Origin of the sequence: Streptomyces sp. NPDC052114, from assembly GCF_040680155.1 — a bacterium.
Classification (GTDB): domain Bacteria; phylum Actinomycetota; class Actinomycetes; order Streptomycetales; family Streptomycetaceae; genus Streptomyces.
Genome location: NZ_JBFAWC010000016.1, coordinates 71412 through 85373, shown reverse-complemented (window position 1 = coordinate 85373; position 13962 = coordinate 71412). Strand labels below are relative to the sequence as shown.

General features: G+C 72.9%; 14 protein-coding genes. 6 read left to right on the top strand and 8 right to left on the bottom strand.

Translation table 11 applies throughout. The features are described from left to right. Positions 1 to 82 precede the first annotated feature (82 nt). From AB0L89_RS30840 to AB0L89_RS30820, 5 genes are all read left to right on the top strand, one after another. Positions 83 to 1045 (top strand): OB-fold domain-containing protein, encoded by a 963-nt coding sequence (locus AB0L89_RS30840; RefSeq protein WP_365148126.1) that lies wholly within the window; start codon positions 83 to 85, stop codon positions 1043 to 1045. Next, positions 1046 to 2125 (top strand): thiolase domain-containing protein, encoded by a 1080-nt coding sequence (locus tag AB0L89_RS30835; RefSeq protein ID WP_365148123.1) that lies wholly within the window; start codon positions 1046 to 1048, stop codon positions 2123 to 2125. Continuing rightward, a complete protein-coding gene (locus AB0L89_RS30830; protein ID WP_365148120.1) occupies positions 2122 to 3339 on the top strand; it encodes a thiolase domain-containing protein in 1218 nt (405 codons plus the stop codon). The genes AB0L89_RS30835 and AB0L89_RS30830 overlap by 4 nt, the downstream gene beginning before the upstream one ends. Before the next feature lie 108 nt (positions 3340 to 3447). Continuing rightward, a complete protein-coding gene (locus tag AB0L89_RS30825; protein WP_055696416.1) occupies positions 3448 to 3690 on the top strand; it encodes a DUF397 domain-containing protein in 243 nt (80 codons plus the stop codon). An 86-nt stretch (positions 3691 to 3776) separates the two neighbouring features. Next, positions 3777 to 4787, top strand: coding sequence for a universal stress protein (locus AB0L89_RS30820; RefSeq protein WP_365148116.1), 1011 nt, complete (start codon positions 3777 to 3779; stop codon positions 4785 to 4787). Positions 4788 to 4849: 62 nt separating this feature from the next. Here the strand turns inward: AB0L89_RS30820 and AB0L89_RS30815 are convergent, their stop codons facing one another. From AB0L89_RS30815 to AB0L89_RS30780, 8 genes are all read right to left on the bottom strand, one after another. Next, on the bottom strand, positions 4850 to 5608 hold the full coding sequence (locus AB0L89_RS30815; RefSeq protein WP_365148113.1) for an HAD-IA family hydrolase: 759 nt from the start codon (positions 5606 to 5608) through the stop codon (positions 4850 to 4852). A gap of 45 nt (positions 5609 to 5653) precedes the next feature. Beyond that, the gene (locus AB0L89_RS30810) at positions 5654 to 6814 is read right to left on the bottom strand and encodes a GNAT family N-acetyltransferase (protein WP_365148110.1); all 1161 of its coding nucleotides are present in this window, start codon (positions 6812 to 6814) and stop codon (positions 5654 to 5656) included. Positions 6815 to 6819: 5 nt separating this feature from the next. Further along, entirely contained in the window at positions 6820 to 7998 is a 1179-nt protein-coding gene (locus AB0L89_RS30805) for a DegT/DnrJ/EryC1/StrS family aminotransferase (RefSeq protein WP_365148107.1), read from the bottom strand. Positions 7999 to 8006: 8 nt separating this feature from the next. Next, positions 8007 to 9176, bottom strand: coding sequence for a class II D-tagatose-bisphosphate aldolase, non-catalytic subunit (locus tag AB0L89_RS30800; RefSeq protein WP_365148104.1), 1170 nt, complete (start codon positions 9174 to 9176; stop codon positions 8007 to 8009). A gap of 67 nt (positions 9177 to 9243) precedes the next feature. After that, the gene (locus tag AB0L89_RS30795) at positions 9244 to 10461 is read right to left on the bottom strand and encodes a galactosyltransferase-related protein (protein ID WP_365148101.1); all 1218 of its coding nucleotides are present in this window, start codon (positions 10459 to 10461) and stop codon (positions 9244 to 9246) included. A gap of 18 nt (positions 10462 to 10479) precedes the next feature. After that, positions 10480 to 11706, bottom strand: a complete 1227-nt coding sequence (locus AB0L89_RS30790) for an MFS transporter (RefSeq protein WP_365148098.1) — start codon at positions 11704 to 11706, stop codon at positions 10480 to 10482. A 25-nt stretch (positions 11707 to 11731) separates the two neighbouring features. Beyond that, complete coding sequence (locus AB0L89_RS30785) at positions 11732 to 12229, bottom strand: hypothetical protein (RefSeq protein WP_365148095.1); 498 nt, start codon at positions 12227 to 12229, stop codon at positions 11732 to 11734. A gap of 171 nt (positions 12230 to 12400) precedes the next feature. Beyond that, positions 12401 to 13126, bottom strand: a complete 726-nt coding sequence (locus tag AB0L89_RS30780; RefSeq protein WP_365148092.1) for a leucine-rich repeat domain-containing protein — start codon at positions 13124 to 13126, stop codon at positions 12401 to 12403. 151 nt (positions 13127 to 13277) lie between these two features. Between AB0L89_RS30780 and AB0L89_RS30775 the strand changes: the two genes are divergently transcribed. Then, a complete protein-coding gene (locus tag AB0L89_RS30775) occupies positions 13278 to 13778 on the top strand; it encodes a hypothetical protein (RefSeq protein ID WP_365148089.1) in 501 nt (166 codons plus the stop codon). The last annotated feature ends 184 nt before the right edge of the window (positions 13779 to 13962 follow it).

Below are 13962 nucleotides of genomic sequence, written 5' to 3'. Positions count from 1 at the left end.
GCCGCGCAGCCCCCCCGCGCCCCTTCCGGGGGCGCGTCCCCCGTCCCCCGCCCCCCCGTCACCTGGAAACGGAGTCCCCGTCATGGCATCCGCCCCCTCGCCGGAGGTGCTGCGTGCGCCTCTGGTCGTAGAGTTCCCCTTCACCCGCTCCCTCGGACCCGTGCAGAGCGCCTTCCTCACCGGGCTGCGCGAACGCACCGTGCTGGGGGTCAAGGCCGGCGACGGCCGGATCCTCGTGCCGCCCGTCGAGTACGACCCCGTGACCGCCGAAGAGATACGGGACTTGGTCGAGGTCTCCGCCACGGGCACCGTCACCACCTGGGCCTGGAACCACGAGCCCCGCCGCGGCCAGCCCCTCGACACGCCCTTCGCCTGGGTCCTGGTCAGGCTCGACGGCGCCGACACCGCCCTCCTCCACGCCCTCGACGCGCCGGGCCCCGACGCCGTGCGCACCGGCATGCGCGTGCGCGTCCGCTGGGCCGCCGAACGCGTCGGCGCCATCACGGACATCGCCTGCTTCGAGCCGTACGAGGGGGAGGCCGAAGGGGGCCGACCCGCGCCGCACGACGGCGAGTTCGCCGACCCCGTCAGCGGCATCGTCGCGGCCGCGCGGCTCGACTACACCTACTCGCCCGGCCGCGCCCAGTCCGCCTACATCCACGCCCTCTCCGGACAGCGGACCGTCGGCGAGCGCTGCCCGTCCTGCCGCAAGGTCTACGTCCCGCCCCGGGGCGCCTGCCCCACCTGCGGCGTCGCCACCACGGAGCGCGTCGAGGTCGGGCCGCGCGGCACCGTCACGACGTACTGCATCGTCAACATCAAGGCCAAGAACCTCGACATCGAAGTGCCCTACGTCTACGCGCACATCGCCCTCGACGGCGCGGACCTCGCCCTCCACGCCCGCATCGCAGGGATCCCCTACGACGAGGTGCGGATGGGCCTGCGCGTCGAACCGGTGTGGACCGAGGGCGGCCGCTACCCCGACCACTACCGGCCCACGGGCGAACCCGACGCCGACTACGACACGTACAAGGAGCTGGTGTAGATGCCGTCGTCACCGTCCGCCGCGCGGCGGCCCGCCCGGGACGTCGCCGTCGTCGCCTTCGGGCAGAGCGACCACCTGCGCTCCACCGACGAGCTCTCCGAGGTGGAGATGCTCATGCCGGTGCTGCACGAGGTCCTCGCCGCCACCGGCCTCAGGACCAGCGACATCGGGTTCACCTGCTCGGGGTCCTCGGACTACCTCGCGGGCCGCGCCTTCTCCTTCACGATGGCGCTCGACGGGGTGGGCGCCTGGCCGCCGATCTCCGAGTCCCACGTCGAGATGGACGGCGCCTGGGCGCTGTACGAGGCGTGGGTCAAGCTCCAGACCGGCGAGGCCGACACCGCGCTCGTCTACTCCTACGGCAAGTCCTCGCCCGGCTCCGTGCGCGACGTCCTGACCCGCCAGCTCGACCCGTACTACGTGGCGCCGCTGTGGCCGGACTCCGTGGCGCTCGCCGCGCTCCAGGCGCAGGCGCTCATCGACGCCGGCGAGACCGACGAGCCCGCGCTCGCCGGTGTGGCCCGCCGCAGCCGCGCCGACGCCGCCGCCAACTCCCACGCCCAACTGCGGGGCGAGGTCGCCCAGGGGGGCTATCTCGTACGTCCCCTGCGCACCGGCGACTGCCCGCCGATCGGCGACGGGGCCGCCGCCGTGATCCTCGCCGCGGGGGAGCGGGCAAGGGAGCTGTGCGAGCGGCCCGCGTGGATCCGGGGCATCGACCACCGCATCGAGGCCCATGGCCTCGGCGTGCGCGACCTCACCGACTCGCCGTCGACCACGCTCGCCGCCGAACGGGCCGGGCTCTTCGAACGGCCCGTCGACACAGCCGAGTTGCACGCGCCCTTCACCTCGCAGGAGGTCGTCCTGCGCAAGGCGCTGCGGCTCGGCGACGACGTCGCCGTCAACCCGTCCGGCGGCGCGCTCGCCGCCAACCCCGTGATGGCCGCGGGGCTCATCCGGCTCGGCGAGGCCGCCGCCCGCATCCACCGCGGGGAATCCGGCCGGGCCGTCGCACACGCCACGTCCGGGCCCTGCCTCCAGCAGAACCTGGTCGCCGTCCTGGAAGGAGACGCCCGATGAACGATCCGGTGGGGAGCCAGACGGGCACCGGCGCCGTGAGCGGCTCGGCGGGCAAGGAACCCGTCGCCGTCGTGGGGATCGGACAGACCAAGCACGTCGCCGCGCGGCGCGACGTGTCGATCGCGGGGCTGGTTCGCGAGGCCGCGCAACGCGCCCTGGAAGACGCCGAGTTGACCTGGGCCGACATCGACGCCGTCGTCATCGGCAAGGCGCCCGACTTCTTCGAGGGCGTCATGATGCCGGAGCTGTACCTCGCCGACGCGCTCGGCGCCGTCGGCAAACCGATGCTCCGCGTCCACACGGCGGGCTCCGTCGGCGGCTCCACCGCCCTCGTCGCCGCGAACCTCGTCGCGGGCCGCGTCCACGGCACGGTCCTGACACTCGCCTTCGAAAAGCAGTCGGAATCCAACGCGATGTGGGGCCTGTCACTGCCCATCCCGTTCCAGCAGCCGCTGCTCGCCGGCGCGGGCGGCTTCTTCGCCCCGCACGTGCGCGCGTACATGCGACGCACCGGCGCACCCGACGCGGTCGGCTCCCTCGTCGCGTACAAGGACCGCCGCAACGCCCTGAAGAACCCCTACGCGCACCTCCACGAACAGGACATCACCCTGGAGAAGGTCCAGGCCTCGCCCATGCTCTGGGACCCGATCCGCTACTCCGAGACCTGCCCGTCGTCCGACGGCGCCTGCGCGATGATCCTCACCGACCGCACGGGCGCGGCCCGTTCGCCCCGGCCGCCCGCCTGGCTGCACGGCGGCGCGATGCGCAGCGAGCCGACGCTCTTCGCGGGCAAGGACTTCGTCTCGCCGCGCGCGGGCAAGGACTGCGCGGCCGACGTGTACCGGCAGGCCGGGATCGCGGACCCGCGCCGGGAGATCGACGCGGTCGAGATGTACGTGCCGTTCTCCTGGTACGAGCCGATGTGGCTGGAGAACCTCGGCTTCGCGGCCGAGGGCGAGGGCTGGAAGCTCACCGAGTCCGGCGTGACCGAGCTGGACGGCGACCTCCCCGTCAACATGTCCGGCGGCGTCCTGTCGACCAACCCCATCGGCGCCTCCGGCATGATCCGCTTCGCCGAGGCGGCACTTCAGGTGCGCGGACAGGCCGGAGAACATCAAGTGGACGGAGCGCGCAGGGCACTTGGGCACGCCTACGGCGGCGGCTCGCAGTTCTTCGCGATGTGGCTCGTCGGAGCCGAGCCGCCCACGACGTGAGGGTGTACGCCACACCGGCCGGGCCGCGGTCCTTCCGTCGCGGCCTGTGCGGCGCCCGGAGCGAAAGCTAGGCTGGCGCCGGACGACGCATTCGGGAGGAGCACGGACGTGGCCGACAGCACCATTCAGCAGCACCCACTCGCGGGCTGGGACAAGCCGGAGCTCGACCTCAGCAGTGCCGACTGGCGATCCAGCAGCGCGGGGCGCGGAGACGTGGAGATCGCCTTCGTCGAGGGCTTCATCGCGATGCGCAACGGCGGCCGCCCGGAGGCCCCCTCCTTGATCTTCACCCCGGCCGAGTGGGGAGCCTTCGTGCACGGCGCGCGCGAGGGCGAGTTCGACCTGACGTAACGACGGCCGGTCACCGGGCCGTTCGGCCCTGCCGACGGTGACCTTCGGCCCTCCCCGCACCCACCGGGCCGCGCCAGGCTGAGGTCATGAACAGCGAGCCGGTGGACAGGGTCGGGAGCGAGCCCGGGACGAGCGGGACCGCGGGCACGGACGCGGCGGAACCGAGACGGCCCGTCGTCGTGGCCGTGGACGGTTCGGCCGGCGGCGGCCGCGCCCTGGAGTGGGCGCTGGCCGCGGCCCGGCTGCGCGGCGCGCGACTGCGGATCGTGCACGTGCGCTCGTACCCGATCCCGCTCGTCGACGGCCCCTTCACGGCCCTGCTGGAGCGGCGCGGGAACGATCCGGTGCTCGACCAGGTCCGGGCCCTGCTCGTCGGGCGCGCGGACCTGCCCGAGCTGGAGTTCGTCACGGTGGACGGCGGCCCGCGACACGAGCTGCCCGGGCTCGGCGACGACGCCGGGCTGCTGGTCCTCGGCTCGCGGGGCAGGGGCGGTTTCGTCGGGCTGCTGCTCGGCTCGAACGGCCTGACGTGCGCGCGGGAGGCGGCCTGCCCGGTGGTGGTCGTGCGTGCGGAATCCGACGCGGGGTCGGCACCTGGCGTACGACCGGAGTCCGTCGCGCCGCGTGCCGGGGCGGTGGACGGCCCGGCCGTGGCCGAGGAGCCGTGTGTGGTCCTCGGGCTCGCGGCGCCCGCGCCCGACGACGCGGCCATGGCCTTCGCCTTCGCGGAGGCCGCGCGGCGCGGCGCCCGGCTCCAGGTGGTCGCCGCCTACCCGTGGCCCGTCCTCAGCTCCACGGCGGCCGGTGACTTCGTGATGAGCGCCGTCGCGGACTCGGACACGGAGAAGGAGTACGGACAGCTCGCCGGAGGCCTCCTCGCCCCGTACCGCGAGCGGTACCCCGACGTGCCGGTGGAGGTGCGCGTCGCCTCCGGTGACGCCGCGGGCCACCTCGTCGACGCCTCGCGCTCCGCCGACCTGGTCGTGGTCGGCCGCCACCGCCGCAGGCCCGCGCCGGGGCGTCTGCTCGGTTCCGTCACCAACGCCGTGCTGCTGCACGCCGGTTGCCCGGTGGCGGTGGTGCCGCAGCCCGCGTGAGCGACCCGGACGCACGCCGAGGGCCGTGAGGTCCCGTCAGGCGTGGTGCGGCGCGCGGGCGCTCACGTCCCGTCACCGGTGAGCGGACCGGTGCCCGTCCTGTTCCGGTCGGGCGGACCGCCGTCCGTCCCGCCCCCGCTTCGCGGGCCGCCGTCCGTCCCGATCAGCAGGTCGACCGGCGCGGGCCCGACGCCGACCACCGCGACCCGTTCCAGCGAGGCCACCCGGACCACGGGCCCCTCCAGGGCGTCGGGCCAGGCCGCGCCCGCGTCCGCGACGGCGATCAGGCGCATGCCCGCGGCCAGCCCGGCCGCCGCGCCGGACGGGGCGTCCTCGACCACCACGCACCGCGCGCCGGGCACTCCCAGCTCAGCGGCAGCCCGCAAATAGGGTTCGGGGTCGGGTTTGCCCCGGACCACGTCGTCGGCGGTGATCATGGTCCGCGGCGTCGGCAGGCCCGCGGCGCGCAGTCGGCCGCGTGCCACGGGGCCGGAGCCGGAGGTCACCACCGCCCACTGCCGCGGGTCGAGCCGCTCGATCAGTTCGGCCGCCCCGGGGCAGGGCCGGCAGCCGTCGAACTCGGTGAGCTGCCAGCCCTGCATGAGCGCGACCTGCTCCTCGGGGTCGCACGACGGGACCAGCTCCGCCGCCAGTTCCGCCTCCCGGCGGCCGTGCGCCGTCCGGTGCACCAGCGCGCGGTCGAGCCCGTGGAGATCGGCCCAGCGGTCCAGCAACGTGCTGATCAGGGGCATGGAGTCGACCAGGACACCGTCCAGGTCGAACAGCACGGCCTGGGCCGTCCATCGGTGCTGCCCGGTCACATCGGCTCCTCTGCTCGGAAGGGCGGGGCTCAGAAGGGGAGGGGCTCAGAAGGTGTCGGGTATCCACGCCTCGCGCGGCACGATCGCCGCGTCGAGCAGGTCGATCTCACGGTCCTGCCCCCAGGCCCGGCCGAAGTCCCGGCCCCGGCGCATCGACATGGCACCGGCGTACCAGGACGCCAGCGAGCCCTCGGTGCACCGGACGGTGGGCGTGCCGCCGGATTTGACCGACACGCTGCCGCCGGAGAAGTCCAGGGTGTACGCCCGCACCGAGTCGTCGGTGAATCGCACCTCCAGACAGACCGAGGCCTCGACGGCGGTGGACCAGCCACGGGCCTCCAGCGCGCGCCGGACGTCGAGGATCTTGAAGATGACCGGGTACCTGCCCTGTTCGACCAGGGTGTACTGCGGCAGCTCCCAGGCCGCGTAGGGGGCGCGGGACAGGACCGAGCGGCGGAACTCGATCTCGCGGACCTGCAGCGCCCGGGTGCTCAGCAGGTCCAGCGCGGCGGGCACGTGCTCGGCGTGATCGGCCCAGAAGTCGTGCACCACGACGCGGAAGCCCCACGGCTGGACCGGCTCCTCCGTGAAGGTCGCGTAGGCGACCAGCTCGCCGTCCTTGCGCATGCCCAGCGTGTGGAGCGACGGGGTGCACCGCTGCTTCCAGCCGGCCCACCAGTCGGGTCGCCGCAGCGGCCCGTCCCAGCGGGGGGCCAGCCGTTCGTGGAGCGCGCGGCACTCCTCGGGGCCGGGCAGCACCGGCTCGTAGGACCGGTCCGCCACCGGGATCTCGGAGGGGCGGACGGTGAAGGTCGAACCGATGGCCCCCACCTCCCAGCCCCAGCTGCGGTACATGCCGGTGGCGGGGCTCCAGCCGGAGGTGACGGCGGCGCCGCACTCCTCCTTCAGCCAGGCCAGCTTGGACTGCATGATCCGTCTGCCGAGGCGCTCGCCGCGGGCCCAGGGCGCCACCGCCAGCCAGGCGGTGCCCCCGGAGGGCACCGCCCGCCCGCCGAAGTACTGGTCGAAGGCGAAGACGAGACCGCCTCCGACGATCTCCCCGCCCTTGGTGGCCACCTTCCCGTGCCCTTCGCGCAGCAGCGTCTCCGGCTCGTACGGAGCCTTGCCGAAGGACCGCCGCATGTGGACCAGGGCGGCGTTCAGGTCGTCCTCGCCCGCCATGGGCCTGATCTCGTAACCGCTCATCGTCGTCACTCCTTCCCCGCGCCCGAGGCGGACCGGTCGCCGGCGAAGTACGCGGCGACCGACTCGCAGACGAAGTCGATGTCGTCCGCGCCGAGATCGGGCCGGATCGGCAGGCACAGATTCCGTACGGCGAGTGCCTCCGCGACCGGGAACGCCCCGGCCCGCAGCCCCAGGGAGGCGAAGGCCGGCTGCAGGTGCAGCGGTACGGGGTAGCGCACCACGGCGTCGACGCCCCGCGACTGGAGGTGGTCGACCAGTCCGTCGCGCACCCGCTGCGACTCGGTGAGCAGCTGGAACAGGTGGTAGACGTGTTCGCCGGGCGCGCCGGGCTCCTGGAACGACACCGGCAGACCGGCGAGCCGCTCCCGGTACGCGGCGGCCACGGCGACGCGGGCCTCGTTCCACCGGTCGAGCCGAGTGAGCTTCTCGGTCAGCAGGAACGCGTGCAGCGCGTCGAGACGCGAGTTGTAGCCGAGCAACTCGTGGTGGTTCTGCCGGGACTGGCCGAAGTGGCGCAGCAGCCGCAGTCGTGCGGCGGTGTCCGTGTCGGCGGTGGTGACCGCGCCGCCGTCCCCGGCGGCCGCCAGGTTCTTGGCCGGTGCGAAGCTCCAGCAGCCCGCCGCCGACGTGGTGCCGATCCGGACGCCGGCGAACCGGGCGCCCGCCGCCTGCGCGCAGTCCTCGATCAGCACGGCCCCCGCCCCGCGGCACAGCTCGGCCACGGCGGGCACGTCCACGCTGCGGCCGAAGAGGTGCACCACGACGACGGCCTTCGTCCGCGCGGTCATGGCGGCGGCCACCTGGTCCAGGTCGATCAGGAAGTCCCGCTCCCCGCAGTCGACCAGGACCGGGGTGGCGCCGAGCCGCACGATCGCCTGGACCGTGGCGTGGAAGCTGTTGGCGACGGTCACGACCTCGTCGCCGGGGCCGATGCCCAGGGCGTCGAGCGCGAGGACCAGCGCGTCCGTGCCGGAGTTGACGCCGACGGTGTGCCCGACGTCCAGGTAGTCGGAGAACGCCCGCTCGAATCGTTCGACCTCCGGGCCGAGGACGTACGCGCCGGAGAGCAGGATGCGCCGCAGCGCCGGCAGCGTCACCGTGTCGAGGTCGGGGAACTGGTCCGCGTAGTTGTACTTGGGCACGCGGTAGGCAGAGGAGGGAGTCGTCGGTGCGGTGGGGTCCATGGCGCCCTTCACCGGGCCTGGAGCTGCGGCTCGGCCCGGTACCAGCGGTCCGCGCCCGCGAGCAGGTAGCGCTCGATCAGGAGGGTCAGTTCGGAGACGATCTGCGCCCGCAGACCGGGCAGGCCACGTGCCGCGAGCACGGCGTCCAGCTCCGCGCGGATCTCGTGGAACTCCTCGGTCTCGAAGACGTAGTGCCCCGAGATGACGGCGCGTTCGTAGTCGGTCGCGGGCGTGTCCGCCGTCATCCACTTGCCCCACTTGCCGGACGCGAAGGAGAGCGCGAGGAAACGCTCGGTGGCCTCGGCCAACTGGAACTCGCCGAGGAGGCGGAGCACCACCCGGGTCTCGGCGGTGCCGAACTCGGGCGCGACGTTGGCCGCGTGGACGCCGGCTCTGGCCAGCGCGCCGATGTCGGCGGGGTTGAGGTAGTCGCAGTTGTGCGCCTTGAGGCGGGTGCCCCGCTCCCGGCAGGTCTCGGCGAAGGCGGCGATGCGGTCCCGGACGGCGTCCCGGGACTCCGGCCGCAGGAAGGCACCGGTGTTGGACAGCTCCTGGACCTTGGTGCCGGTCTGGGCCACGACGAAGACCGGGCCCGCGAGGCCGCGTCCGATGATCTCGGCCCACACCTCGTCGAGCTGCGAGGCGAACTGCTCCGGGTCATTGGCCTCCACGCCCTGCGGCTCGAAGCCGATCTCGAAGCGGACCGGGCGCCGCGCCTCGTCGGCGGCGGTCGCGCAGCGTTCGTAGAGGGAGACCAGGCGGCGGGCGGCGGGGGCGAAGGGCGCCTCGCCGGACCGTTCCACCGAGGAGTCGATGTGCAGGATGTCGAAGCCGGCCTCGATGTCGCTGCGGAAGGAGTCCGCGCTGGAGTCCAGCGCTTCGGCCTCGGACGTCAGCGCCCGCTCGGTGGGGTGCTGCCACGGGCCGCCGTGGTCCCGGCACAGGAGGGCGAGCCGTTCGGGGTCGCGGGCCCGCACGTACTCGGCGAACTCATCGGTCGACCAGCCCAGATAGCCGCCGCCGAAGCGTTCGGCGTCCACCTGGGAGCGGCTCGGTATCAGCATGATCCGGCTCCCGCAGCGGTAGGCGGCGCTGAGCGCGGCGTCGACCGTGTTCCGTGAGACGGGGCCGACGCCGAGGAAGGGGAGCTGCTCTCTGTCGAAAGGGGAACTGGGCACGTTCTTCTCCTCAAAGGTGTCAGAGGTGCTGGTCGAGAGAGATGTCGGAGGTGCTTGCCGAGAGGTGTCAGAGGTGCGCGCCGCGGTACTTGTCGAGGTCCCCGATGGGGGAGTCGGCGGGCCAGGTGCACCAGGGGAAGGTGTCCAGGGAAGGGGGCCGGTCGGCGGTGTCGGGCGCGGACCGCTCGTGGTGGAGATGGAGCAGGTCGGTGTCGAACCGTTCGAGCCCGCCGTACAGCTCCGCGCGCCAGGCGAAGTCGTTGTCCTCGCCGCCCCAGCCCTCCAGGCGTTCGTCCATCCCGGCCATCCGGTCGAACAGGGCGCGGCGGACCCAGACGCAGCCGCCCGGCGTGCGGTGCAGAAGGGTGCCCCGCAGGGCCTCGGCGTCCACGGTGGTCCGCTCCGGCCCGCAGCGCCGCGCCACGGCCAGGTCGCTGCTGGGCCCGTCGGCGAACAGCACGTGCTGGTAGGGCCAGTGGCCCTGGAGGGTGTCGTCCTCGAAACGGGCGACGCAGCGGGAGAGGAAGCCGGGGTCGAGCAGCAGGTCACCGTCCAGGACGCAGACCAGTTCGTCGGGCCCGCCGCCGTGCACCACACCGCAGTTGACCGTCCAGGCCTTGTTGAAGCGCCCCGGTGCGTAGGCGAAGACGTAGCTGTCCGCGTACGTGCCGAAGACCGACTTCCAGCGCGGCCGCGTGTCGGACTCGGCGATGACGACGCGGTACTGGTCGCGGGGCAGGTCCTGGTCGTGGAGCGAGGCCAGGCAGGCGGCGAGATTGCGGGCGCGTCCGTCGTCGGCGCCGGCTGAGCGGAACGGCACGACGACGGTCGCCAGGACCGGACCGGCGGCCGGGCGGCGGCGTGAGGTGTCGATGCCCGCGAGGATCCGCTCCGTGGAGAGCGGGGCGGCCGTGGGCCGTTCGGTGGCGTCCGCGCCGATGTGGGCGCTGATCCTGGCGGTCCGCCGCAGGGCGCGCACCGCGTCCGTCAGGGCCGCGTCGGCGGCGCGGTCCTCGTCGAGGACCTTCGCGGTCGCCGCGGTGAGCGCCCGGAACGCGGTGAGGTCCCGTGGCGCGGCGGCCAGGGCGTCGACCAGGGGCGCGAGGAGTTCGCCGCCCTGTTCGCGGTACCGGGCGAGTGTCCGCGCGTAGTCGTCGCGGCACCACTGCCACATGCCCCACGCGGTGCTCTGCGCCGCCGGATCGGCGGTCATCACGACGCAGCCCGCGAGGCGGCCGGCCAGCAGGTGCGACCCGGTTGCGCCGTCGGCGTCACGAGGGGCCATCGTGTCTTCGCCTCCTTCTCAACGATCGGTGGACAGGCCTTTCCGGCTGGACAGGACGGCGCAGCCGCCGGCCGCGACCATCAGGCCGACGACCAGGAGCACGAGTCGGGGGCCTGTCTCGTAGAGGGCCCCGACCATCCCCGGCGCGATGCCGAAGGCGATCGCGCCGGTCATCTGGAACACGGACATGTAGCTGCCGCGCATCGCCTCGGGGGCGTGGGCGGCGACGGCCGCGTTGCCCGCGGGGACGCACAGCATCTCCCCGACGCTGTAGACGACGATGGCCGTGATCACCACGGTCAGCACGGCCGCGCGCCCGACCTCGGCGGCCAGCGCGAAGAGCACGCTGGTGACGACGAAGCAGGCGGCGCCGATCGCCATGGTCCGGGTGCGGTGCTGCTTGCGGGCGAGGTGGGTGACGGGCAGTTGGAACGCGAAGAGGAGCAGGTAGTTGAGGGAGGTGGCGGCCATGACCCACCAGACGGGCAGCCCGAGTGAGTCGACGAGGTAGAGGGACAGGAAGCTGCTGGGCAGCGTCCAGGCCGTGGCGATCAGGGCCTGGCCGACGAGCAGTCTCAGGAAGACGCGGTCCCGCAGCACATGACGGAAACCGCCGTGCGGGGCCGCGTCCGCCGGCGCGGTCCGCGCTCCCCGCACGTGATGCGCGGGCAGGGACAGGGCGAGTACGGCCGAGACGAGCGAGGTGACCGCGTTGAAGACCACCAGGACGTCGAGCGAGCCGGGACCCGCACCCGCCAGGAACACGCCGCTGGCCAGGGCGCCGAGGCCGAGACTGCCCGACCCGACCGCCTGCATCAGCGCGTACCAGGCGTCCAGGCGGCCGGGCCCGGCGATCACGGCGATCAGGGTGGGCCAGGCCGCGTAGTACATCCGGTCCCCGGCCATCACGGTGAACACCGCGAGGAAGAGCCCGACGTAACCGTCGACGAACGGATGGGCGAGGTAGCCGACCGCGGTCACCACATTGCTGAGGACCGCGATGCTGCGGGGGCCGAACCGGTCGGTGGCGGCCCCGGCCAACGGTGCCAGGGCGAGCGCCGAGAGCGTCGCCGCGCTGGTGGCCGCTCCGACGCCCGCCACCGGCAGACCGGTGGTGATGGTGAAGTAGTAGAGGGACAGGGGCAGGAACAGGCCGACGCCGAGGGTGTCCACCGCCGAGGCCACCACGATCCTGCGGTGTTCGCCGACCTCCGGTACCGACCTGGACCACGTCTTGAACACCATCGGGCGAGACCCTCGACGGCCGGGCCTAGTGCTCGGTCTCCACTCTGCCGTCACCGCGCCGGTAGTCGTCGTCGAGACGCACGTTGTCCGAACCGTCGTCCGGGGTGCACACCTCCACCAGGACGATGTCGGTCACGGCCTCCACCCGGTGCACGCTGCCCGGGTCGACGTGGGCCAGCGTGCCGGAGGGCATGGGGAGTTCGAGGGTGGGGCTGTCGTGCTCGGCCCGGTAGTGCAGGATCGCCTCTCCCTCCAGGATGAAGTAGCTCTCCCGCTTCTCCCGGTGGTACTGGAGGCTCGTCCGGCTTCCGGCGGTGATCCGGATGACCTTGAAGCCGTACGGCGCGCCCGTCTCGTGGAGCCAGCGCTCGCGGCCCCAGGGCTTGATGACCACCTTGGTGTCGGCGAAGTCCAGGACTCTGAGGCCCGCGGTGATCGAGCGCATGTTCCTGGTGTCGTGCGGTTCATTGCTGTCGGGTTCGGCGATTCCCGACGAGGGCTGGGCCTGAAGTGCACGTTCCACGATGCTCCATTTCCGAGGCAGGTGGGGACAGACCCGCACGTGGCCGACGTGGCGCGCCGGACCGAGCGCTGGTCTAGACCAGGAAATTATCAGTGGTGCCCGTGAGCCACAAGGGGTTATCAACTCGCCCCGATTGCACGGCATTTGGGCTCACTTACGGGGGTGTCGGGGTCAGTGCAGAATCACGCAGCCCTTGGCCTGAAGTGTCCGTATGTGGTGGTCGCTGACGCGGGTGTCGTTCCAGCGCAGATCCAGCTTCTCCAGGGCGGGCAACTCGCAGATCCAGTCGGGCAGTTCGCGTACGTGGTTGGAGCGCAGGTCGACGCGGCGCAGGCGTGGCAGGCCGCGCAGGGCCGCCGGGACGGCCGTGAAGGCGTTCTCGCGCAGCTCCAGCTCGCGCAGGCCGGTCAAATGACGTACAGAGATAGGCAGTTCGGACAGTTGATTGCCGCGCAGCCACAGCTCGCGCAGCTCGGTGAGGGAACCGACCGTCTCCGGGAGCCCGGTCAACTCGTTGTGCTGGGCGCGCAGTTCCACCAGGTCGGTGAGGGAGCCGAGCGTGTCGGGGAGCGCGGTCAGTCTGTTCTTCCCGACGTTGAGGTACGCCAGCCGGGTGAGGCGGCCGAGGGATGCGGGCAGCTCGGTGAGGTCGTTGTCGTGGAGGTAGAGGAAGCGGCTGAGCGCCGGCAGATCGCCCAGCTCGGCGGGGACCGTGCGCAGCCCGTTGTGGCCGAGGTCCAGGGTGTGCAGGTCCGTGAGCGTGCCGATGCGGGCGGGCAGGTCCGTGAGCGCGTTGTCCGCCAGGAGCAGGACCTCCAGCCGCGGGTGGTGCCAGACCTCGTCGGGTACGTCGGTGAGGCCGGCGCGCCAGTAGTCGAGTGCGGTGGAGTCGGTCATGGGGGCTCCCGTGTCGGTGGGGGCGTCATTGTGCCCCGGGTTGCGGAGGCGGAGCCGGGTGCTCCGTTGCTGGTCGCGCTGGTTCGCGAGCCCTCGCGGGGCGCGTCGGCCCCCGCTCCGGAATGCCCGGCGGGCCACGTACCATGGGCGCATGTCCTTCCTCCGCCGCCGCAGCTCCGCCACTCCCGCGGGCCCGGACTTCGATGTCCTGGCCATGGATCCCGGTGACTGGCCCGGCAATCTCGGCGCGGGCCTGCTGCCCGCCCCCGACGGCAGCTGCCAGGGCGTCTTCCTGCGCTACGACCTGTTCGGCGGCCGCGGCCCCGCGATGATCATCGGCAACCTCCCCGAGGGCTCGCCCGCGCGCGAGACCGCCGAGGGCGAGGTCCCCTTCGAGGTGGCCCAGCTGCTGGTGGCGCTGGAGAACGACGAGGAGATCTCGGTGGTCTCCACCGAGGACGTGCCGGTGATGCAGGGCGACAACCTCCTGATCGTGCGCCGCCTCAAGCTGTCCGAGAGCCGGATCTCCTGCGTCCAGTTCGACCGCAGCGACAACGTCCTGGTGACCATCGCCGCGTGGGACCGTCCGATCACCGACGATCTGTACGCCCTCCTGAAGCCCCTGCCCGCGGAGCTCTTCCAGCAGGGCTGATCGCCTCTGCGGGCCGAGCCGGGCTGGGCCGAGCTGGGCTGAGCCGGGCCGAGCCGGGCCGAGCCGGGCTGGGCCCAGCCGGGCCGAGCCCCCCGCGGCAGCGGTCCGCACTCCTCGTACTTCCGTCCAAGCACTGCCCCGTTCCGTCCAAGGAGCGGGGCAGTTTTGTGTCTTGCCAGCCCAG

Bases quoted from the DNA above. Each gene is read 5' to 3' on its own strand.
- AB0L89_RS30840 (WP_365148126.1), top strand. From the start codon at position 83: ATGGCATCCGCCCCCTCGCCGGAGGTGCTGCGTGCGCCTCTGGTCGTA.
- AB0L89_RS30835 (WP_365148123.1), top strand. From the start codon at position 1,046: ATGCCGTCGTCACCGTCCGCCGCGCGGCGGCCCGCCCGGGACGTCGCC.
- AB0L89_RS30830 (WP_365148120.1), top strand. From the start codon at position 2,122: ATGAACGATCCGGTGGGGAGCCAGACGGGCACCGGCGCCGTGAGCGGC.
- AB0L89_RS30820 (WP_365148116.1), top strand. From the start codon at position 3,777: ATGAACAGCGAGCCGGTGGACAGGGTCGGGAGCGAGCCCGGGACGAGC.
- AB0L89_RS30810 (WP_365148110.1), bottom strand. From the start codon at position 6,814: ATGAGCGGTTACGAGATCAGGCCCATGGCGGGCGAGGACGACCTGAAC.
- AB0L89_RS30805 (WP_365148107.1), bottom strand. From the start codon at position 7,998: ATGGACCCCACCGCACCGACGACTCCCTCCTCTGCCTACCGCGTGCCC.
- AB0L89_RS30795 (WP_365148101.1), bottom strand. From the start codon at position 10,461: ATGGCCCCTCGTGACGCCGACGGCGCAACCGGGTCGCACCTGCTGGCC.
- AB0L89_RS30790 (WP_365148098.1), bottom strand. From the start codon at position 11,706: ATGGTGTTCAAGACGTGGTCCAGGTCGGTACCGGAGGTCGGCGAACAC.
- AB0L89_RS30780 (WP_365148092.1), bottom strand. From the start codon at position 13,126: ATGACCGACTCCACCGCACTCGACTACTGGCGCGCCGGCCTCACCGAC.
- AB0L89_RS30775 (WP_365148089.1), top strand. From the start codon at position 13,278: ATGTCCTTCCTCCGCCGCCGCAGCTCCGCCACTCCCGCGGGCCCGGAC.